Raw genomic sequence first — 19,484 nt, 5'->3', positions numbered from 1 at the left:
GCCTGGGACATTCCCAGGCGCTCTATCTTTAATCTTCTAATGGATTTAAATTTTCATTCCCCGTCATGTTTGCAATCATTTCTACTAACAAATCCACTTCTTCGTCAATATCCTGAATGCTGGCTGTTTCCACGGGAGAATGCATATACCTAAGTGGTAATGAAACCAGGCTTACAGGTACCCCTTTCCCCGTTAAACGCATCTTATCCGCATCAGTACCTGTTAAACGAGGGGTCAATTCATATTGTATATCCATCTCCATTTTTTTGGCCGTTTGCTCTAACCACTGGTTGATTTTCCGATTGATTGGTGCCCCTTTAGCAAGAACAGGTCCTCCTTCTAACCGGATATCCCCATATTTGTTTTTATTCACACCAGGATAATCCGTGGCAAACGTTACATCGCATGCAATAGCCATTGACGGCTCAACTCCAGCTGCAGCAAAATAAGCTCCGCCCATGTTCGTCTCTTCATTGACAGTACTTACCGCATAAACACCTACATGAAGATTTTTCTCTGATAACTTCCTTAAAACTTCACCAACAATAAATTGCCCCGTTCGATTATCAAGACCGCGGCCAGCTATGTATCGGTCCATCAAGACTTCAGGATCTCGTTTATACACGGCAAGGTCTCCGATTTGGACTGATTTTTCTATTTCATCTTTGGATTTCGCACCACAATCGATGAATAAATCGGCCACACCGAAGTCACCTTTCAAACCACCATGATGCTGAGCATTGACGCCAATAACCCCGGTGACTTCTTTTTCATGACCGAGCACGGTCACTTTCATTCCGACCGCAGCTTTCGGATTAATTCCGCCCATCTTATCAAAATGAAGATAGCCTTGCTCATCGATTCGATTGATCACAAGGGCAATTTCATCACAGTGACCAGCAAGCATGACCTTGAAGTCAGCTTCGGGATTCAGAATGGCAATCGCGTTTCCGGCATGGTCTGTTCTTATTTCATCTGCTATCCCACGCATTTCTTCCATCCATCTTCTTTGAATCTGCATCTCCATACTAGAGGGAGATGGTGTTTTGAGTAATTCTAATAAAAGGTCCAGTCTTTCTTTTTTCATCATGTACGCCTCCTTCAATACCAATCATATCAAAAATATCTTATTAAATTTCAATTTCATGCATATTCAATCACAAAGGAGGGAACACCCACATGTATGTAGTCTTACATGTATGCTAGTTTCAGAGGAGGTTTTGTATGAGTCTAGAAGAATGGTTTCACAAAGGGATGACTGCACAAGAATATGTCGACCAAATGGAAAAACACCAAAAAAATTTCATTTATATATATGAAAATTTTTCAATCCCCACCCAGGACCAGCCATTATTCGAACAACTTCAAACAAAAAGACTTCGTGCTATTGTATTGACTGAAGATTGGTGTGGAGATGCAATGCTCAATATCCCTATTTATTTAAGGCTGGCTGAAGCTAGCCACATCCCTACCCACTTTCTATTAAGGGATGAAAACCTGGAGCTGATGGATCAATATTTGACGAATGGACAATCCCGTTCTATACCCAAAATCATCTTCATTGATTCTGAAGGAAAAGAAGTGGGAACATGGGGGCCGAGAGCACCTGAAGTACAGGAATTCATCAATGATTCTATGGCAAACCTTCCTGAGCGCAAGGCTGATGACCATCAGGAAAAGCAAAAAGAAATGCTAACCTTCATTACTAAGGCCTACCGGGATCACCATGATTTTTGGGATTATGTTTATGAAGATTTGAAGAATACACTTAAATAGTGAATCAATACTTGTCCTAGCATTCAGGACAAGTTTTTTTATGTTTGAATTTATGGATAATCTCCCATACTAATGATAAAAAGGGGCGAAAATGATGCAGCATTGGATTCGCCAGTATTTCCAAATTCCTTTGTTCCTACGTTTATTAAGTACGGTATTCCTCATGATGTTCCTTTTTGGGGCAACGATTCATATTATAGAGCCAGATAATTTCCCTACGGTGTTCGACGGGATCTGGTGGGCCTTTGTGACAGGTGCTACAGTCGGTTACGGCGATTACGTCCCATTAAGTTTGTCGGGAAAAGTGATAGCTATATTACTGATTCTTTCTGGAGGAGGATTAGTCACCTTTTATATGGCGACTTTATCCGCTTCAACCATCAAACATGAAACAAACCTCTCCGAAGGTAAAATTGATTTCAAAGGAAATGAACACTTAGTTGTTGTCGGTTGGAATGAACGGACCAGGCATTTGATTGATATGCTTGAAGAGCAAAATTTACATGAAAGAATCGTCTTAATCGATCGCACAATGAACCGTTTTTATCAGCGTCTATCCTCTGTCCATTTCGTCAAAGGTAGCGCAACGCACGAGGAAACGTTGGAACAAGCCAATCTAAAAGAAGCCCGTATCGCAATCATCACCGCTGATCCATCTATGGAAGAACAACAGTCAGATCAATCCGTCATCCATCAAATTGTTGCCTTGAAAGGGCACCACCCGGGTTTATTCATCATAGCGGAGATCTTGACAGAACGCCAACGAATCAATGCGCAACGTGCTGGTGCGAACACTGTCATCCGTTCAAACGATTTTATGAGCAGCCTTTTTTATCAGGAATTGTATAGGAATGACCCAGTTAAGCCGTTCGAGCTGTTGCTCAGCCTATTGACAGAGCGTCAGTTCCACGAAGAAAGAATCACAGATGAGCTTGTCGGACAGCCAATAATCAAAGCATATGAACATTTCTTAGAGAACTGTTTTCAAATTATCGGAATCCGGAAAAATGGGGAGGTCTCATTCAATATCCACACTGGAATCACGTTAGAAAAAGGAGATATCTTGATTGTCTTTTCACCTCTTCGTTAATAAAGCCTGTTCCACCTGGTGTAACAAATCCTCTCCTGCACTGATGTGTTCTTTGGGAAATGAAGCATCTTTATCGACAGGTTCTTGGAATTGATCGAAAATCGCCCGGACATTCCCTTCTTTAACGTTATCATCTAAACCTGGATTATATTTATGAGATAACAAGAAAGGTTCTTCCATTTGTATTAGTGCATGGTCACTCGGAGCGTCCAGTGAACCGGATGTAACTACAAATGGCAGACGAATAAACTGGTAACCGACATGATCATCAATTTTGTTATCAAAATACCCATGTTCATAATCCCAGTTATCTGCAAGGGTGAACCCTAGAGCTTTCAACTCTTTTTCAACATCATCGAAAGTAAATACACTGCCCGTGAGCGGGGAAGATAGTGGTATCAAAATCATCACTCCTTTATAGCTTACTATGCCCAAATAAAACCACCTCAGGTCATCCATTTTCTGGATGACCTGAGGTGGTAAAATATAGTTTATATTTACAGGCGCTTTTCCAATTTTTCTTTTTCTTCTTCGAATCCAGGTTTGCCAAGTAATGCAAACATATTCTTCTTGTATGCCTCGACTCCTGGCTGGTCGAATGGATTCACCCCTAACAGGTAACCACTGATAGCACATGCTTTTTCAAAGAAATATGCAAGATACCCAAATGTGTATGCATCTCTTTTCGGCATATGGAGGATTAAGTTTGGCACGTCTCCATCTGTGTGTGCAAGCATTGTTCCTAAATAAGCTTTTTCATTTACTTCATCCACAGTTCCTCCAGCGAGGTAATTAAGGCCATCCAGGTTCTGTTCATCTTCTTCAATGGTAATGTCTGAAGCTGGTGACTCTACATGGAGAACCGTTTCAAACAAATCTTTGCGGCCATCCTGTACGTATTGACCTAAGGAATGCAAATCTGTGGAGAAGTTCGCTGATGCTGGGAAAATTCCTTTTTGATCTTTTCCTTCACTCTCTCCGAAAAGCTGCTTCCACCACTCCGAGAAATATTGAAGAGAAGGCTCATAGTTGACCAACATTTCGATGGTTTTCCCTTTATTGTAAAGGACGTTTCTCACAGCAGCATATTGGTAAGCCGGATTTTCTGACAATTGATCAGTACTCAGCTCTTGTCTTGCCGCCTGGGCACCATTCATCATTTCTTCTATATCTATTCCACTTGCTGCGATTGGAAGTAAGCCAACAGCTGTAAGAACGGAATAACGTCCGCCTACATCATCTGGTACTACAAACGTCTCATATCCTTGTTCACCAGCTAGAGTTTTCAGAGCACCTTTATTTTTATCTGTTGTCGCGTAAATACGCTTCTGTGCTTCTTCCAGTCCATACTTTTCTTCCAAAAACTTGCGGAAAATACGAAAGGCGATAGCCGGTTCAGTAGTCGTCCCGCTTTTGGAGATGACATTGATGGATACATCTTTATCCTTAAGTACATCAAACAATTCATTCATGTATGGTGCACTGATGCTGTTCCCTACAAAGAAGACCTGAGGTGTATCGCGGTCTTCGGATGCTAATTCATTGTAAAAGCTATGATTCAGCATTTCCAATGCAGCACGTGCTCCTAAGTAAGATCCACCGATACCAATAACCAGTAGAACGTCTGAATCTGATTTGATTTTCTCAGCAGACTTCTTAATCCGTGCGAATTCGTCTTTATCATAATCTTCCGGGAGGTCTAACCACCCTAAAAAGTCATTGCCTGCGCCCGTTTTTTCGTGTAATGCTTTATGAGCCTGAGTAACAGCTCCTTGCATATATTCAAGTTCATGTTCACCAAAGAATGGCAAAGCCTTTTCATAATCAAACCGAATATGTGTCATTTATTAACCTCCAAATCTCAATTTTATTACCTGGAACAATTTCACTTTATCGAAACCTTTTATTCAAATCAAGCGAACCTTTTATTGTAAACGGATACATGTTCAATTTAATATTACTAATTTTGATAAAATTAAAAAAAGAACAAAAGCATATGCCCTTGGTCACACAGCTTTGGAGTGGTCTTTCAGGCGATTAATGACAAAAGAGGTACGGAAAACCGTACCTCTTTTGTCATTTAGACATTTCCAGAATTTTCTCTACATCTTCTTTATGAAGCTGGCTGAAGTTACCGAATGGTCCGCGCTTCATGGCACGATCAATGATCACATCAAATTTCTCATCATCGATGTCATAATATCTGAGTGTTTCTGGAGCCCCGATGGAAGACCAGAATTTGCGTAATTCTTCAATACCTTCTTCTGCCACTTCCCGTTCACTTTTCCCTTCTTTTGTAACCCCGAATACTTTAACAGCTAATTGAACGAACCGTTGCTCATTCACATCTAAATTGTGCTTCATCCAATTAGGGAATAGAATCGCTAGTCCGCCTGCGTGTGGTATATCATGAACAGCTGAGACCGCATGTTCAATATTATGACTTGCCCAGTCCCCGCGATACCCCATTTGCAACATTCCGTTAAGTGCGATGGTCCCTGCATAAAGGACCGTTTCCCGATGTTCCACTGATTCTAAATCCTTAAGCAGTTCAGGCGCAGTTTCGATGACTGTCCTCAATACCCCTTCAATCATTTCGTCCTGTACAGGTGATTGAGTGGGGTTATGGAAGTACTGTTCTAACATGTGTGTCATCATATCAACAACACCATATATGGTTTGATCTCTCGGGACACTTACTGTATAAGCAGGATCCAATATTGAAAAAGCAGGATTAGTTAAAGGTGCCGCTCCCCATCCATATTTTTCATTCGTTTCCCAATTGGTGATGACTGCACCTGCATTCATTTCAGATCCAGTCGCTGCTAAAGTCAGCACAGTACCGAAAGGAAGAGCGGCTTCTGGCTTCGCTTTTCGTGTAACAAGGTCCCAGGGAGCTCCATCAAATTCAGCCCCTGCTGCAATCGTCTTCGTACAGTCAATGACACTTCCTCCCCCAACAGCAAGTAGGAAGTCAATCTTTTCATTTTTACAAATTTCTACTCCTCTTTCAACAGTCGTCAGCTTCGGGTTCGGTTCTACACCTGAAAGTTCGAAAACTTCTACATCAGCTTGGCTCAACTGCTTCATTACCTCGTCATAAACCCCGTTCCTTTTGATACTGCCTCCACCATATACAAGCAAGACTTTCTTTGTACCTCCAGGAAGCTGGGTTGGCAATTGGGTGATTTGATCTTTACCAAAAATCAATTTTGTCGGATTATGAAACGTAAAAGCATCCATAAGAATTCCCCTTTCTGAACTGAACTACTTTTCATATTATCCCCGAATTCAATTAATATCTCAAAGGAAATGCAACGTGCATAATTTTCATCATAACGCTTATGCTATGTGGGAATTCCAAATTAAATTGATAAGGAGGTTATCCATATGAGTTGGATTCAACGCGTAGCCTTAATATTAGTTATCATAGGAGCCATCAACTGGGGACTGATCGGTTTATTCCAATACGATTTAGTGGCGGGATTATTCGGTGGCGGTGAGCAGAGTGGGGCTTTCGCTCGTGTCATTTACACACTTGTAGGCATCAGTGGACTTATTGCCATTTCCCTTTACTTTTCACCAGCATCTGAATACAGCGATACAACTGCACCAGAAACAAATGAATAAAACAAAGAAACAGACTGGTCTCGCATATTAAGACCCAACAGGAAAGAATAATTTTCCCTGTGAAAATTATCCTCGACTAGTACACAAGAGTTGAATATAAACCCAGTAGTACTTAGTCGATGCAAAAAGAGCCGGGTCAGCTGACCCGGCTCTTTTCTCATTCATTTATTTACGGAACTTTTCACGATCGTCAGACTGTTTGATCCAGTCTTCCAATTTGTCTTTCAACGAATTAAATCCTGCTGTAGACTCTTCATGTTGTTTCGGTGCCGCTTGCTTGCGTGGGCGGCGTGCAGCTTTTGGTGCTTCTTGAGTTGCACGAATGGAAAGTGAGTATTTGTTGCTCTTTTCATCAATGTTCAAGATTTTAACCTGTACATCGTCACCTTCAGAAAGGTGCTCATTAATGTCTTTAACATAACCGTGTGTAACTTCTGAAATGTGAACAAGACCTTGTACTTTTTCATCCAATGCAACGAAAGCACCGTATGGTTGAATTCCTGTAACTTTACCTTCTAATACCTGTCCTTCTTGGAACTTATCTGACATGCTATACAACTCCTGATTAATTATTATTCGCTTCTTTTCACGCAATAAATGATTTTACCATAAAACTATACATTTAGCAAAGCGCCGTTTCAATTTCACCTCTAAATGTTCATAATTTCACCTTCTCTATCATGGTATAATATAGAAAAGAGTGAGGAGGTATATTTATGTCAGTTGGTAATAACATTCGTAAGTACCGTGAACTGAAGAAGGTCACAATGGAAGAACTCGCCATAAAAGCGAGGATGGGAATACAAACATTAGAAAGTTATGAATCTAATGAACGCATTCCGGAACTTGATACGATCCTCAAAATATCCACCGTCCTTGACATCCCCGCCTCTGAACTTATGGAATTTCATGAAGATGACACTAAAATTGATAAAGAGCTCGAAAATCTCATTAGTGAAATCGGTACAAAAAGTTCCAAGCTCATCTTGAAAAAGGCCCGTGACTTCTCTGAACAGGATGTCCTGCGTGCTATGAATCTTCTTTATGATTTAAATCAGCAAAAAAAGTAAATAAATAGGTTTATAATCTATGAAATGTGGTTATATTAAGTAACGTAAGACTTTCTCGTATTCCCCCTGTGTAAGCAGAGCGATCGTTCGCTTTGCTTTTTTTTTGCTTTTTTTTTGCTTTTTTCCCCTTGCGTCTTCCACCATTTTTCCATTAAACAAAAAATCAACAAAAAAACATTTTTTAATAAAGATATTTAAGAAGTCCTCATTAAACATAAAGCAGTATGTTTTCATTAGACTCCCTGATTCGGTTATGATAATAAGATAATCTGAAATATAGTGGAGGGAAATCTGTTGGAACATTTCAATCAATTCATTTCTAGAAAAGGCACAAGGTCTGTGAAGTGGGATATGGCAGAAGAGCTTTATCAAGATAAGGATGTTCTACCGATGTGGGTAGCAGATATGGACTTTAAAACACCAGAAGCTGTAACCAATGCATTAATGGAACGAGTTGAACACGGGATTTTCGGCTATACTCTTCCTGATCGACTCGTAAAAAAACAAATCACTGAATGGTTATCAAAAAGACACGGTTGGGAGATCGACCCGGAATGGATTACATACAGCCCTGGGGTCATCCCTTCTCTTCATATGATCATTCAATCCTTAACAGATATTGGTGATCACGTTATTATCCAAACCCCTGTCTATCCTCCATTTTACAGTGTCATCAAAGACCACGGACGTCACGTCGTCAAAAATCCTTTGGTGTTAAAAGATAATCGATACGAGATTGATTTCGATGACTTCGAGAGGAAAATAAAAGAAAACGGTGTTACTCTCTTCATTCTTTGCAACCCCCACAACCCAGTGGGGCGTGTATGGACGAAAGAAGAATTAAAAAGAATGAGTGATATATGTGAAAAACACAGTGTGAAAATCGTAGCAGATGAAATCCACGCGGATTTAATTTTCAGCGGGCATAAGCATACGCCAATCGCGTCGCTTTCTGAACAGATAAATCACCTGACCATCACATGCTTATCTCCAACAAAAACATTTAACTTGGCTGGATTACAAACCTCCTATGTGGTCACTGCTGATGCAAGCATTAAAAAGAAATTAGATAAACAATTTCATAATCAAGGAATGATGATGCTTAACACGCTTGGAATCACTGCGATGGAGGCTGCTTATGAACATGGAGAAGAGTGGTTGGAAGAATTAAATGAAGTCTTAGAAAGTCATCGGGATTATGTGATGGAACGCATCCACTCTGAAACTTCTTTACTAAAGGTCTTCCCTGCTGAAGGAACCTATTTGCTTTGGATAGACTGCCGAGGACTGCAAATGAATCAAAAAGAATTGAAATCATTCATGCAGAAAAAAGCGAAAGTTGGTTTGAATGACGGAGTATCCTTCGGGGATGAAGGAAAAGGCTTCATGCGTTTAAATATTGCAGCTCCAATGTCTACATTAGAAGAAGGGGTTTCTAGAATCATAAAAGCTGTGAATGCTCAGTAAAGTCATGTATGGACATAAAAAAGTCTCCCTGAGGAGACTTTTTTTAATTGCTTTCTTGCTTCTTGTCTGGTTCCGTTGGATCACTAGCTTCGTCTTTATCAGCATTTAGAGTTATTATCCCGCAAGCTACTCGGTCCCCAGAGTCACCGGAAGGCTGCGACATTCCATCATCAGGACCGCTATGAATGACTATGGAGGTCCCCTCTTTTCGCAATAACGACATTTGATCTTCTTTCAACTTCGCTTCGGGAAGCATCAGCTCCGTATCGATCATACCGCTAGCATCTGCTTCCACATTCGGCATATCTCCCGCATGAGCCCCCTTGCTGTTCATGAGGCCATGCTCCTTAGCCAAAGGATTGAAATGATTCCCTGCGCTTTTGAAATCAGGAGCTTCACATTTTGGAAACTCATGGATATGTACTCCATGCATACCTGGTTCAAGACCCTCAATTTTCAACTTGACTTGAACTCCCTCTGGCTGTTCGGTGAAGACCGCTGTCCCGATTTTATCATTTTCTGAATTGTAAACTGAAGTTTCTAAAGGGGAACGCTCTCCCCCTGAACACCCGACTATCAGTAATAGAAGGATACTCAAAGACACTGACCATTTTTTCATTGCGTACCTCCGTTCCCTAGCGCTTTTCTATGGTTAGTATCTCCTGATGGCGAGAAAATATAACAAAGCCACGCTAGACATAGTGCCTAACGTGGCTTTTGATTTTGAGTAGGTTGTTCTTCCGACCCGAACTTTTCGTCAATTTTTTTTTCTTCTTTTTGAGAAGCTTTTATAATCAAAATCATCGTTGCCGCTGCAGCAACTATAAAGACAATCAACATGAGAACGGCGGGAATGTACTCCGATTTATCTTGTGGAAAGTATAAGAATTCCATCATAATGAACCACATCCTTCCCAGCAAGTATATCAGATAGTAAGGTGCAAATTGAAGAACTTTACGTATTCTTCACATTTTCGTATATTTGTTACAATAGAAATGAGCAAGCAAAATAAAGGGAGGGGAAGTCTTGACAACATTTGAAAATGGAACAATCGTCAAAGCCCACTACAAAACAGGTATTTACATAGGCGAGGTCATAGAAGACAGGAATCGTTTTTACCTCATAAAGGTTCTGGCAGTAGAAAAGCACCCGATGCAAGGAGATTTACACAACCCCGGAAAGACAGAAGATGTCTTCTTTCATCAACGGAAAGCTTTAAGCTATAATGAAAAAGCGAACGTCCAAAAAGAAGCGGTTCATGCATATGAGGAAAATGAAATTCCCGACTACCAGGAGTCGTTAAAACAAGCGGTCCAAACCTTGAGGAGTAAATTGATACGGAGAGAAACTGAATTCAATCAAAATGCGAAAATTCAATTGGATGACCTGGAAAAACAATATTTTGAATAAGAAAGATGTGGCAGTCATCTGCCACATCTTCTCTTCTTCTTGCAGATAAACAACTTCGAGTCCCATACATTTCATATGAGCCAGCTATCCTCCAGTTAATGGAAGACTTTTCCTTAACCATACATGCCCACCTTGTGCGTATATTCTTGCCTAACCGGTCATTTTGCTCGACACTCTCTATCGATGCATACCGCATAGTACGATCCCAAAATCATTTCTGTAACCTTATTCTTTCAGCCCTTACAATAAAAACAACACCATTTGTTTTCTGACATGGGGTATGGTAATTTTAAATAGTCGAAAGTTTTGGAGGAGGTTATACCTATGACAACACATATCGGGGCAAAACCTGGAGATATCGCAGATAAGATTCTTCTTCCTGGGGACCCGCTAAGAGCAAAATATATTGCTGAAAATTTTCTGGAAGATGCTACATGCTACAATGAAGTTCGTGGTATGTATGGCTACACAGGTACTTATAAAGGAGAGCGTATCTCCGTTCAAGGGACGGGTATGGGCGTCCCATCCATCTCCATTTACATCAATGAATTGATGGAAAGCTATGGTGTGCAGAAATTGATCCGTGTCGGCTCCTGCGGGGCTCTTCAAAGTGATGTGAAAGTTCGCGATGTAATCCTTGCTTCTACATCTACTACAGACTCACAAATGAACCGCATGGTATTCAACGGCATCGACTTCGCTCCTACAGCAGATTTCCATTTGTTGAAGAATGCATATGATGCAGGTGTTGAAAAAGGCTTGAAACTCCGTGTCGGTAACGTATTTACAAGTGATAGCTTCTATCGTGACCAAGCAATGGACCTTTTCAACCTCTTAGCAAAATATAATGTCTTAGCTGTCGAAATGGAAACTACAGCACTTTATACTTTAGCTGCTAAGTTCAACCGCCAAGCTTTGTCTGTATTAACCGTCAGCGACCACATCCTGACTGGAGAAGAAACGACTTCTGAAGAACGTCAGACAACTTTCAATGAAATGATTGAAGTAGCTCTTGAAGCAGCCATTCAAGACTAATGACGATAATACAGAAAGCACCCAATTAAATTGGGTGCTTTTATTTTGTGAGAACATTAGTAATATCTTTTATATCAATAGAGAACACCCGATCACCTATGTTCATTAATATATAATCCTTGCCCACCATATCCACTTTCCCATATAAAGTATGATCGATGGTCTGGATGATAAGAATGGTACCAATACTTTCAGTTAACACCTCTGAAAAGGGAAATCTCTTAACAGAATTAAAAACCGAAAACAGCCGAATCCTTTGCTTCAACCGTGATAAAAGAGACAAAGTACAGCCTCCCTAAAATGATCTTATTGTATTTTATACAAGATGAGGAGCAATGGTTCCAGCCTGAGGAGAGTGGTAAAGAATAAATATGCCAGCGCATTGGATGTCCTGCGATTCCGAAAACTCCCGGATAAAAAAACCTCCTAAGCAGCACCGCTTAGAAGGACTCATAAGATTATTGGATAATATATCCGGCCAACGTTTTGGCCATGATCCCCGTAGGACCTTTAGGCCCTAATTCATGGGATGCCTCGGCGATGGAAGTGCCGGCAATGTCCAGGTGGACCCATGGTACCTTTTCCACAAAAGCTCCTACAAATGCCCCTCCCATAATGGCATGTGCTTTCCTGGTCGGTGAATTATTCAAGTCCGCTATTGAACTTTTTCTCACTTGCGCTTGGTAATCTGCATTATATGGCAACAACCATATCGGTTCTCCAAATGCTACACCAGTATGTTCAACTTCTTGATAGAAGTCTCGATTATTAGTCATTGCGCCAGTCATCCATGAACCTAGCGCAGTTACTACTCCACCTGTAAGGGTGGCCACATCAATAACTCGGTCAGCCCCTTCACTTTGGGCATATGTCACGCCATCAGCTAAGGCAAGTCGGCCCTCCGCATCCGTGTTCAATACCTCAATGGTTTTCCCGCTCATAGAAGTTATGACATCATCCGGTTTAAAAGCATCCCCTGAAATCATATTGTCAGTAGAAGGAATAACAGCGATGACATTCTTGGCCGGCTTCATCTGACCGATTGTTTCCATTGCACCGAGGACAGCGGCAGCTCCGCCCATGTCCCCTTTCATTCCAGGCATTCCTGCTTTAGTTTTTATGGAATAGCCACCTGTATCATAAGTGATTCCTTTCCCTACAAATGCGGTGACATCTTTCCATTCATCCAAACCCTGGTACTTGAGCACAATCATCTTCGGTGGCTCCACGGACCCCTGGTTGACAGCCAACAACGCTCCCATGCCCAATTCTTCCATATCTTCTTTTTCAAGGATATCTAATGAAAAATCATAATCCTCCGCCATTGTGGTAGCAAACTCCGCCATTTCTGTAGATGTCAGAATATTCGCTGGTAAATGAACAAGGTAGCGCGCTGTATTTACACCATCTGCGAAAGCACGTCCCTTTTCCAGCGCAGGGAGAATCACTGCTTCATCATAATCTGTTAGAACGGTTAATTTCTCTATTGTCACTGCTTCATCTTCATTCGTTTTGAATGTAGGCAGCAGGTATGTAGAGGTAATCATTGTTTCTGCGATCAGAGCTGCACTGTCATCCAATCCCCCTTCTCTAGGAATAAAGCTTTCTAACCAAAGAGAAGGGTTTTTTGTTCCATCCTTTTGCATCACTTGAAAGGCATGTCCAACTGATTTTCTGAAGTGGTCTCTTTTCATATCCTCACTTGTTCCTAATCCAAGCACATACACACGTTTAATCCCTTTTTCGTAAGGGATCGTTATCTTTTCTACATGTTTATAACTGGGAGATACATCACTTTCTCGTATGTAATATTCCAAATCAATATTAAACTGCTCTTTGATGCTTGTTATTTGGTCCTCGTCATAATCACTAAACAAACCGATCAAAATCGTTTCTTCTGTTTTCCAATTATTTTTAATCGTAAACATATTTAACACCTCCTACTCTAGTATACAAAAAAAGACACACTTTGCTATCCCTATAAAGACGTTCACAAATCAATTATGATATAATAGCATTGCTCGTAAAAAAATGTTATCTATACATAAATCATATTTATACATATCCTCGAATGATCAGAAAGGATGTCAGAATGTTGTTAGATTTGTTTCAAAACTTCCCCTTATGGGCGTCGATCGCGGCTATTTTCTTCGCCCAAATCGTCAAGATACCCATTCAATTCATTGCTTCAAAACAGTTCAACGCTAGCCTTGCTTTTAGTACAGGCGGGATGCCCAGCAGTCACTCCGCTGCAGTAACAGCTCTAGCTACAGGGGTCGGAATTGAACAAGGCTTCGGATCATCTATTTTCGCCGTTGCATGTGTGTTTACAATCATCGTAATGTTCGATAGTACAGGTGTTAGACGACAAACTGGTGAACAAGCCATCATGCTGAATATACTTCTTAATGATTTCAATCGGTTTGTAAGTGAAGCTAGGAGTTGGCAGAATAAAGAAGGGTATCAAAAGAAAGAAGAGTTGAAAGAACTCCTCGGTCATCAACCCATCGAAGTGTTTTTCGGGGGACTTACAGGCATCCTGCTGACATTTTTACTACATTCCCTCATTTATTGAAGACAATTTTCTTAAATTCTAAGGATGAGTTCTATAAAGGAGATCGTAAAAAAACTCTCTTTTCTGATGAAAGAGAGTTTTTTATTGTTTCATTTGCGAGCGGAACACTTGCAGTGCTTCATTTTGATTTAGTTTTTCCAGGTCTTCCTCTGTCAATTCTCCACTGCCTTTTTCAATCACGTACACATCAATAGTCTGTTTCCCCCATTGGTCATACACTTCCTCCACTGTAGGAAAATACAAATCAAGTTTGTTCCCTTTAATTGCTCCTCCAATATCTGCTACTACTCCATAACCATAACCAGGGATGAACAGCACAGTCCCAATAGGGAAAAGATCCAAATCCGCAGCGATCGTAGAATATAAATCTCTTTTTACATTCACACCAGAAAATGTAATCCCATAACCCGGATGCTCCGGTGTTTTCCCTGTCGACTCAATTCCAGCTGTATAACCTGTAGCTGTCACCTCATGGCTTGAGTACTGGGTGAGGTCAATGCTATCTTCTAATGTTTGAACAGCTTCTATCACCGAGCTGGAAACATACCTTTGTTTTGCTTTTTTCACATTTAAACTTTTTTCATTCAACTCCTGGTTCTTGTCCTCCAAAGCACTTCCATCAAGGGAAGCACTATTGAATTTTGCTGCCAACCATTCATCAAAGTCTGTTACCGATAGATTCGTCACATTTGAAAACGTACTGTAAAAGGCCAACAAGAATAACAAGGTAAAAAAGACATGCTTGCTGTACTTTTTCATGAAATCACCTCTAGGTGTAATCATGTCCAAGCTCGTCTTTTTTATTCACTATTATTTAATAGCGCTGCTACGAAGTGTGTTGACCATTATTTGATAATTATTCAACATACGTGCAGTTTTCTTGAAGACTAAATTTCGAGGCTTTTATTGAGATTATAGGGCTACGTGGAACAACTCGTTTTCCGCGGGAGCGCGATGAGCCTCCTCGAGCTAAACGCTCTGTGGGGTCTCATCCTGCACTCTTGTCCCGCAGGAGTCTCCTTGTTCCCCTCCGCCCTTACCTTATAATTTTCTCGAAATCGCATTTAGGCATCTTTCTAAGTGTGGAGAACTCTGTGCAAATACTATTTCATAGCCTTTTTCAACTAAGAAATCCCTTCTACAAAAAGTCGGTTTCGAGAATTTCTTATGGCAATGGTCGCTTGGGAAGGATGAGACTCCCGTGGGAACAGGGAGTAGGCGAGATCCCACAGGGCTTTTAAGCCCGAGGAAGCTCGCCAGTTCCCCCACAGGAAAGTGTTCAAAGGTGGAATTGCCCTGGGAGACACGACTAGCATAAGCAGAACATTAACGGAATGTGCTTTTTCATTCCTTTGATGTTCTGCTTATGTCGCGAGTGTCTGGGCAATGTAACTGGAGGAATCCTTCCCAAGCGACCCTTTATTCCACACAAACATCTCGAAATCATCCTTTAATAGCAACATGTACAAAAAAAGCTGCTGAAGGCGAATTTCGCCTTCAGCAGCTTTTTGGGTGTTAAAACATTTGATATCCATTTTTCCTAAGTAAACGAATGATAATTCCTGCCACAATTGTTCCAGCAAAACCGCTTGCAAGAATAATGATGTCCACAACTTGCAAGTTCATCAATTGTTCAAAGACCGTTGAAAAAGAGCTCGACGGTTCAGTGAAATACTTCGTCCATGAAAAGCTATCTACGATGAACAGTACAATAACCGGGTATACGAATGACATAATCCATGAAGATCTTAAAAGCATATTTAATAGAAACGAAATTCCGAAAAATAGAACAAAAAACAATAACATAGATACAACGAATTGCACGATATTCAATGTTGCTTCCCCCTAAAACTGTTCAACAGTTCACTTACCCAAACCTCATTCTATAATGGTTGGAACAAAAGCGCAAGAGCCCATTCCTCTGACAAGGTTAGGTAAACGAGACAAATGATGTAAAGCAACAAAAAAAGCGGAGGCAGTCGGGACTGCCTCCGCTAACTCAGGATTAATGGAAGAAATTAAGCTTCCCTTTTTTCAGAAGTAAACCAATTCCACCCAGTTTCAATAAATAACGGTTATCGATGACTTTCTTCATCGCTGTGGCTGACCATCCGAACAATTTCTTATCGTCAAACACTACACCGATGGCATCGTCATGTCCAAGAGAAGCAACTGTTCCTTTCAAGTCTGGCTTGAATGCTTCCAAGTGATTATCACCTTTAACAAGACGGACAAGGTTTGCTGCTGTATGCTCTGCTTGTTGAATAGCAATCTGAGCTGTAGGCGGGTAAGGGCGTTCTGTTTCTTCGTTCATGATCAATGCACAGTCACCCACGATGAACACATCGTCATGACCTTCAGGACGGAGGTCGCCTCTTACTGGAATACGACCACGGTTGGCTTCGAACCCAGCTTCTTCTACTAAGGAGTTCCCACGTACACCAGCTGCCCATACAACTGTATTCGTTTCGATTTCTTCACGCTGCTCGTCTTTTTCGAAAACGAGTTTATTTTCAGTGACTTCTTTGATCATCGCACCAATTTTGAATTCAACTCCACGCGCTTCAAGAGAGTTCATTGCATACTCTACTAGTTCTGGATCGAAACCAGGAAGTGCTGTTGGCGCAGCTTCTACGTTGATGATACGAACGCGGTCACGTGGCACATCATATTCTTTGCAAAGCTCTGGTATACGGTTCGCCAATTCTCCAACGAATTCGATACCAGTAAATCCGGCTCCACCGACAACAATGTTCAAGCGTTCTTGTTTTTTGTCTGATTCATTGTTGTATTTAGCGAAGTTGTACTCGATATGCTGACGAATCAAACGAGCACTGTTAATGCTGTTAATTGTATAAGCATTTTCTTTCAACCCAGAAATTCCGAACGTAGCTGCCTCAAAGCCCAGCCCGATAACCAAATAATCATAAGAAAGCTCGCCATTTTCCAGAATTACTTTCTTATCTTCTTGCTTAATATCTGTTACTGTATCTTGGACAAAATTGACTTTGCTGGTATTCACAACGTCTTTGATTTGAATACGGGTACGATCATGGTGTAGAGTACCTGCTGCATTTTCATGTAACCATGTCGTTTGATAGTGATAACTATGTTTGTTCACTAATGTAATGTTCGCCTCATTGACCCCTAAGCTTTTTTGCAACTTGACGGCTGTCATGATGCCACCATAGCCGGCACCAAGAATGACAATGTTAGGATTCTTCATGAATGATCACTTCCATCTCGTAATTTTTTGCAATCCGTTAATTTCTTTGTGACTCGTTTCACACAAAAAAACATTAAAAAAAGCCTGTCGACTTTGATTGAAAGGTGTCACAAATTCGTAATATGTTTTCTTATTTCATCTTAGACCTTTTCCCATTCATTTTCAACCCAAAATCAATTTATCAAAATTATAGAACAATTACCGTTCTTGTAACTGCTTACATAGGTTCAGTGTTCCCACTACAATTTCTTTTATGATAGAATGTGCTTTAGTGACATTTTTCATCAGGAGGGTAATTATGAGTGATAAAATATATGATATAACTGTCATCGGTGGCGGCCCTGTCGGCTTATTCACTGCTTTTTATGGTGGTATGCGCCAAGCGAGTGTCAAAATCATCGAAAGTCTCCCGCATCTTGGGGGTCAACTGACGGCTCTATATCCGGAAAAATATATCTTTGATGTAGCCGGTTTCCCTAAAGTCCGTGCTCAGGAGCTTGTCGACAGTCTTGAAGAACAGGCAATGGCCTTCGATCCAACCATTGCCTTAGAACAAGAAGTCGTATCTTTGGAACGACTGGAAGACGATACAATCAAAATGACAACAGATAAAGAAGTACACTATACAAAGACAATCGTAATTACAGCAGGAAACGGAGCCTTTCAACCGAGAAAGCTGAAGATAGCTGATAGTGAGCGCTTTGAAGGAACCAACTTACATTACCATGTGAACAATATGGATAAGTTCCGCGATAAAAAAGTCATGATTGCCGGCGGGGGCGACTCCGCTGTGGACTGGGCTTTGATGCTTGAACCGATTGCAAAACAGGTTTCTCTCGTCCATAGAAGAGATAAATTCAGAGCTCACGAACACAGTGTTGCTCAACTGAATGAATCAAATGTAAGAATAATGACTCCGTTCACACCAGAAAAAATGATCGGAGAGGAAAAAATCGAGCAAGTGGAACTGCAAGAAGTGAAAGGTGACAGGTTAGAAACCATCGATGTTGATGATGTCATCGTCAATTATGGTTTCATTTCCTCTTTAGGTCCAATTAAAGATTGGGAACTTGAAATAGAGAAAAATAGTATCGTCGTTAATTCAAAAATGGAAACGAACATTAAAGGAATCTATGCTGCCGGAGATATTTGCACATATCCAGGTAAAGTCAAATTGATTGCTTCCGGGTTCGGCGAAGGCCCTACAGCTGTCAATAATGCGAAAGCCTATATCGATCCAGATGCCCGAGTACAGCCAAAACATTCAACAAGCATGTTTTCCTAAAACAACCCAAAGTTATTTGTAAAGGAAGGAGTCTGAAAATGACCTCCTTCCTTTTTTTATGAAGCACAGGATACATGAGGTTCTTATGCGGTCGTATAAAAATTTCAGCAAATAAAAAACCTTCCTGCATGACAGGAAGGGTAGTCTATATTATTAACAGTTCGGGTCAGGTGTACCAGCGTTCGTAGCTGTCTTGAAAGAGGATCCACAACCACAGGAAACAATGGCATTCGGATTATCAATCGTGAAGCCTCCGCCCATCATATTCTGTTTGAAGTCAATGGTTGTACCTTCAATGATTGCTGCATCTTGTCTATTGACAACGACCGGGACACCACTTGACTCTTCAGTCAGATCAAGTTCTTCATTGATTTCTTCTTCGAAGCCCATGCTATAAGACAATCCACTACAGCCTCCACCTTTGACTCCAAAACGAAGACGAACATCCCCATCTTCCTCTTTCAGCATCTCTTTAATTTGGTGACTAGCGGCTTCCGTAATGTTCAGAATCATCCAAAGCCTCTCCTTTCTCTTCTTAATAAATAGTATACTAAAGTGACAAACGTTTAATCAAACACCATGACCCTATTTCATTAATGGCCAAGGTATCCTGAAAAATGGATTTCAACGATGAATGCATTTACTTATAGGGTTTCATCCAGTTGTTCATATATTTTATCTACCAGTTCTTCTGGTGTATCAGCCATTACCCGGTCTCCTTCGACTAGAGCATACAGGGTTTGGGAACAAAGACCACAGTTACGTAAACAACCATATTCGACAACATCAAGATCAGGATCTTTCTCCAGCTCCGCCTTCGCAGCTTGTGATCCGCTGACCAAGTTATTTATACAGAATTCAATCAATGGATTCATCCGCTTCACCTCATTCTAATGGATGAAACCCTACCTTCATTCAA

At 40.9% G+C, this 19,484-nt stretch carries 23 protein-coding genes; 9 read left to right on the top strand and 14 right to left on the bottom strand.

Annotated elements, in window-relative coordinates; all coding sequences use genetic code 11:
• Window positions 1-28 precede the first annotated feature (28 nt).
• Window positions 29-1,087: a M20/M25/M40 family metallo-hydrolase gene (locus ACTWPX_RS12050; protein WP_443119969.1), complete on the bottom strand. Its 1,059-nt coding sequence runs from the start codon at window positions 1,085-1,087 to the stop codon at window positions 29-31.
• A 137-nt stretch (window positions 1,088-1,224) separates the two neighbouring features.
• Here ACTWPX_RS12050 and ACTWPX_RS12045 point away from each other — a divergent pair, with 137 nt between their 5' ends.
• Entirely contained in the window at window positions 1,225-1,776 is a 552-nt protein-coding gene (locus ACTWPX_RS12045) for a thioredoxin family protein (protein ID WP_443119968.1), read from the top strand.
• A 94-nt stretch (window positions 1,777-1,870) separates the two neighbouring features.
• Window positions 1,871-2,866 (top strand): potassium channel family protein, encoded by a 996-nt coding sequence (locus tag ACTWPX_RS12040; RefSeq protein WP_443119967.1) that lies wholly within the window; start codon window positions 1,871-1,873, stop codon window positions 2,864-2,866.
• On the opposite strand, the gene ACTWPX_RS12035 is transcribed toward ACTWPX_RS12040, so the two are convergent.
• The 3 genes from ACTWPX_RS12035 to ACTWPX_RS12025 form a co-directional block, all read right to left on the bottom strand.
• Window positions 2,852-3,268: a YugN-like family protein gene (locus ACTWPX_RS12035; RefSeq protein ID WP_443119966.1), complete on the bottom strand. Its 417-nt coding sequence runs from the start codon at window positions 3,266-3,268 to the stop codon at window positions 2,852-2,854. The two genes, ACTWPX_RS12040 and ACTWPX_RS12035, sit on opposite strands and share 15 nt — an antisense overlap.
• Before the next feature lie 95 nt (window positions 3,269-3,363).
• Window positions 3,364-4,710, bottom strand: a complete 1,347-nt coding sequence (locus tag ACTWPX_RS12030) for a glucose-6-phosphate isomerase (protein WP_443119965.1) — start codon at window positions 4,708-4,710, stop codon at window positions 3,364-3,366.
• Window positions 4,711-4,942: 232 nt separating this feature from the next.
• Complete coding sequence (locus ACTWPX_RS12025) at window positions 4,943-6,109, bottom strand: iron-containing alcohol dehydrogenase (RefSeq protein WP_443119964.1); 1,167 nt, start codon at window positions 6,107-6,109, stop codon at window positions 4,943-4,945.
• A 147-nt stretch (window positions 6,110-6,256) separates the two neighbouring features.
• Here ACTWPX_RS12025 and ACTWPX_RS12020 point away from each other — a divergent pair, with 147 nt between their 5' ends.
• Window positions 6,257-6,496 carry a DUF378 domain-containing protein gene (locus tag ACTWPX_RS12020; protein ID WP_443119963.1) on the top strand — a complete coding sequence of 80 codons (240 nt, stop codon included), beginning with the start codon at window positions 6,257-6,259 and terminating at the stop codon, window positions 6,494-6,496.
• A 165-nt stretch (window positions 6,497-6,661) separates the two neighbouring features.
• Here ACTWPX_RS12020 and yugI read toward each other — a convergent pair whose 3' ends face one another.
• Window positions 6,662-7,045 carry a S1 domain-containing post-transcriptional regulator GSP13 gene (gene yugI, locus ACTWPX_RS12015; protein ID WP_128526134.1) on the bottom strand — a complete coding sequence of 128 codons (384 nt, stop codon included), beginning with the start codon at window positions 7,043-7,045 and terminating at the stop codon, window positions 6,662-6,664.
• 167 nt (window positions 7,046-7,212) lie between these two features.
• On the opposite strand from yugI, the gene ACTWPX_RS12010 reads away from it, so the two are divergent.
• The gene (locus ACTWPX_RS12010; RefSeq protein WP_128526133.1) at window positions 7,213-7,566 is read left to right on the top strand and encodes a helix-turn-helix domain-containing protein; all 354 of its coding nucleotides are present in this window, start codon (window positions 7,213-7,215) and stop codon (window positions 7,564-7,566) included.
• Window positions 7,567-7,860: 294 nt separating this feature from the next.
• On the top strand, window positions 7,861-9,033 hold the full coding sequence (locus ACTWPX_RS12005) for a MalY/PatB family protein (protein ID WP_443119962.1): 1,173 nt from the start codon (window positions 7,861-7,863) through the stop codon (window positions 9,031-9,033).
• 43 nt (window positions 9,034-9,076) lie between these two features.
• On the opposite strand, the gene ACTWPX_RS12000 is transcribed toward ACTWPX_RS12005, so the two are convergent.
• Together ACTWPX_RS12000 and ACTWPX_RS11995 are read right to left on the bottom strand one after the other, a co-directional pair.
• The gene (locus tag ACTWPX_RS12000) at window positions 9,077-9,652 is read right to left on the bottom strand and encodes a superoxide dismutase family protein (RefSeq protein ID WP_443119961.1); all 576 of its coding nucleotides are present in this window, start codon (window positions 9,650-9,652) and stop codon (window positions 9,077-9,079) included.
• A gap of 86 nt (window positions 9,653-9,738) precedes the next feature.
• The gene (locus ACTWPX_RS11995; RefSeq protein ID WP_128526130.1) at window positions 9,739-9,930 is read right to left on the bottom strand and encodes a hypothetical protein; all 192 of its coding nucleotides are present in this window, start codon (window positions 9,928-9,930) and stop codon (window positions 9,739-9,741) included.
• 130 nt (window positions 9,931-10,060) lie between these two features.
• Here ACTWPX_RS11995 and ACTWPX_RS11990 point away from each other — a divergent pair, with 130 nt between their 5' ends.
• Window positions 10,061-10,444 (top strand): kinase-associated lipoprotein B, encoded by a 384-nt coding sequence (locus ACTWPX_RS11990; protein WP_443119960.1) that lies wholly within the window; start codon window positions 10,061-10,063, stop codon window positions 10,442-10,444.
• 324 nt (window positions 10,445-10,768) lie between these two features.
• Window positions 10,769-11,479 (top strand): purine-nucleoside phosphorylase, encoded by a 711-nt coding sequence (gene deoD / locus ACTWPX_RS11985; RefSeq protein WP_443119959.1) that lies wholly within the window; start codon window positions 10,769-10,771, stop codon window positions 11,477-11,479.
• A 40-nt stretch (window positions 11,480-11,519) separates the two neighbouring features.
• Here deoD and ACTWPX_RS11980 read toward each other — a convergent pair whose 3' ends face one another.
• Together ACTWPX_RS11980 and ACTWPX_RS11975 are read right to left on the bottom strand one after the other, a co-directional pair.
• Window positions 11,520-11,762 carry a DUF2642 domain-containing protein gene (locus ACTWPX_RS11980; protein WP_164908595.1) on the bottom strand — a complete coding sequence of 81 codons (243 nt, stop codon included), beginning with the start codon at window positions 11,760-11,762 and terminating at the stop codon, window positions 11,520-11,522.
• A gap of 175 nt (window positions 11,763-11,937) precedes the next feature.
• Complete coding sequence (locus ACTWPX_RS11975) at window positions 11,938-13,407, bottom strand: leucyl aminopeptidase (protein WP_443119958.1); 1,470 nt, start codon at window positions 13,405-13,407, stop codon at window positions 11,938-11,940.
• Window positions 13,408-13,571: 164 nt separating this feature from the next.
• On the opposite strand from ACTWPX_RS11975, the gene ACTWPX_RS11970 reads away from it, so the two are divergent.
• The gene (locus ACTWPX_RS11970; protein ID WP_443119957.1) at window positions 13,572-14,054 is read left to right on the top strand and encodes a divergent PAP2 family protein; all 483 of its coding nucleotides are present in this window, start codon (window positions 13,572-13,574) and stop codon (window positions 14,052-14,054) included.
• Window positions 14,055-14,135: 81 nt separating this feature from the next.
• On the opposite strand, the gene ACTWPX_RS11965 is transcribed toward ACTWPX_RS11970, so the two are convergent.
• The 3 genes from ACTWPX_RS11965 to ACTWPX_RS11955 all read right to left on the bottom strand — a co-directional run bounded on the left by ACTWPX_RS11965 (window position 14,136) and on the right by ACTWPX_RS11955 (window position 17,280).
• Window positions 14,136-14,813, bottom strand: coding sequence for a 3D domain-containing protein (locus ACTWPX_RS11965; protein WP_443119956.1), 678 nt, complete (start codon window positions 14,811-14,813; stop codon window positions 14,136-14,138).
• Between the two features lie 756 nt (window positions 14,814-15,569).
• Window positions 15,570-15,887, bottom strand: a complete 318-nt coding sequence (locus ACTWPX_RS11960) for a YuiB family protein (protein WP_128526123.1) — start codon at window positions 15,885-15,887, stop codon at window positions 15,570-15,572.
• Window positions 15,888-16,059: 172 nt separating this feature from the next.
• On the bottom strand, window positions 16,060-17,280 hold the full coding sequence (locus ACTWPX_RS11955) for an NAD(P)/FAD-dependent oxidoreductase (protein ID WP_443119955.1): 1,221 nt from the start codon (window positions 17,278-17,280) through the stop codon (window positions 16,060-16,062).
• A gap of 298 nt (window positions 17,281-17,578) precedes the next feature.
• Between ACTWPX_RS11955 and ACTWPX_RS11950 the strand changes: the two genes are divergently transcribed.
• A complete protein-coding gene (locus ACTWPX_RS11950) occupies window positions 17,579-18,565 on the top strand; it encodes an NAD(P)/FAD-dependent oxidoreductase (RefSeq protein WP_443119954.1) in 987 nt (328 codons plus the stop codon).
• A 153-nt stretch (window positions 18,566-18,718) separates the two neighbouring features.
• Here ACTWPX_RS11950 and ACTWPX_RS11945 read toward each other — a convergent pair whose 3' ends face one another.
• Window positions 18,719-19,078 (bottom strand): HesB/IscA family protein, encoded by a 360-nt coding sequence (locus tag ACTWPX_RS11945; RefSeq protein ID WP_443119953.1) that lies wholly within the window; start codon window positions 19,076-19,078, stop codon window positions 18,719-18,721.
• Between the two features lie 131 nt (window positions 19,079-19,209).
• Complete coding sequence (locus tag ACTWPX_RS11940) at window positions 19,210-19,440, bottom strand: YuzB family protein (protein WP_128526119.1); 231 nt, start codon at window positions 19,438-19,440, stop codon at window positions 19,210-19,212.
• Between the last annotated feature and the right edge of the window lie 44 nt (window positions 19,441-19,484).

Source organism: Halobacillus sp. H74 (assembly GCF_052246715.1).
GTDB lineage: Bacteria > Bacillota > Bacilli > Bacillales > Halobacillaceae > Halobacillus > Halobacillus litoralis_A.
Note: the sequence above shows the minus strand (reverse complement) of the source record. Positions and strands in the feature narration are given on the sequence as shown.

Bases quoted from the DNA above. Each gene is read 5' to 3' on its own strand.
- ACTWPX_RS12050 (WP_443119969.1), bottom strand. From the start codon at position 1,087: ATGAAAAAAGAAAGACTGGACCTTTTATTAGAATTACTCAAAACACCA.
- ACTWPX_RS12045 (WP_443119968.1), top strand. From the start codon at position 1,225: ATGAGTCTAGAAGAATGGTTTCACAAAGGGATGACTGCACAAGAATAT.
- ACTWPX_RS12040 (WP_443119967.1), top strand. From the start codon at position 1,871: ATGCAGCATTGGATTCGCCAGTATTTCCAAATTCCTTTGTTCCTACGT.
- ACTWPX_RS12030 (WP_443119965.1), bottom strand. From the start codon at position 4,710: ATGACACATATTCGGTTTGATTATGAAAAGGCTTTGCCATTCTTTGGT.
- ACTWPX_RS12025 (WP_443119964.1), bottom strand. From the start codon at position 6,109: ATGGATGCTTTTACGTTTCATAATCCGACAAAATTGATTTTTGGTAAA.
- ACTWPX_RS12020 (WP_443119963.1), top strand. From the start codon at position 6,257: ATGAGTTGGATTCAACGCGTAGCCTTAATATTAGTTATCATAGGAGCC.
- yugI (WP_128526134.1), bottom strand. From the start codon at position 7,045: ATGTCAGATAAGTTCCAAGAAGGACAGGTATTAGAAGGTAAAGTTACA.
- ACTWPX_RS12010 (WP_128526133.1), top strand. From the start codon at position 7,213: ATGTCAGTTGGTAATAACATTCGTAAGTACCGTGAACTGAAGAAGGTC.
- ACTWPX_RS12000 (WP_443119961.1), bottom strand. From the start codon at position 9,652: ATGAAAAAATGGTCAGTGTCTTTGAGTATCCTTCTATTACTGATAGTC.
- ACTWPX_RS11995 (WP_128526130.1), bottom strand. From the start codon at position 9,930: ATGATGGAATTCTTATACTTTCCACAAGATAAATCGGAGTACATTCCC.
- deoD (WP_443119959.1), top strand. From the start codon at position 10,769: ATGACAACACATATCGGGGCAAAACCTGGAGATATCGCAGATAAGATT.
- ACTWPX_RS11975 (WP_443119958.1), bottom strand. From the start codon at position 13,407: ATGTTTACGATTAAAAATAATTGGAAAACAGAAGAAACGATTTTGATC.
- ACTWPX_RS11970 (WP_443119957.1), top strand. From the start codon at position 13,572: ATGTTGTTAGATTTGTTTCAAAACTTCCCCTTATGGGCGTCGATCGCG.
- ACTWPX_RS11965 (WP_443119956.1), bottom strand. From the start codon at position 14,813: ATGAAAAAGTACAGCAAGCATGTCTTTTTTACCTTGTTATTCTTGTTG.
- ACTWPX_RS11955 (WP_443119955.1), bottom strand. From the start codon at position 17,280: ATGAAGAATCCTAACATTGTCATTCTTGGTGCCGGCTATGGTGGCATC.
- ACTWPX_RS11950 (WP_443119954.1), top strand. From the start codon at position 17,579: ATGAGTGATAAAATATATGATATAACTGTCATCGGTGGCGGCCCTGTC.
- ACTWPX_RS11945 (WP_443119953.1), bottom strand. From the start codon at position 19,078: ATGATTCTGAACATTACGGAAGCCGCTAGTCACCAAATTAAAGAGATG.
- ACTWPX_RS11940 (WP_128526119.1), bottom strand. From the start codon at position 19,440: ATGAATCCATTGATTGAATTCTGTATAAATAACTTGGTCAGCGGATCA.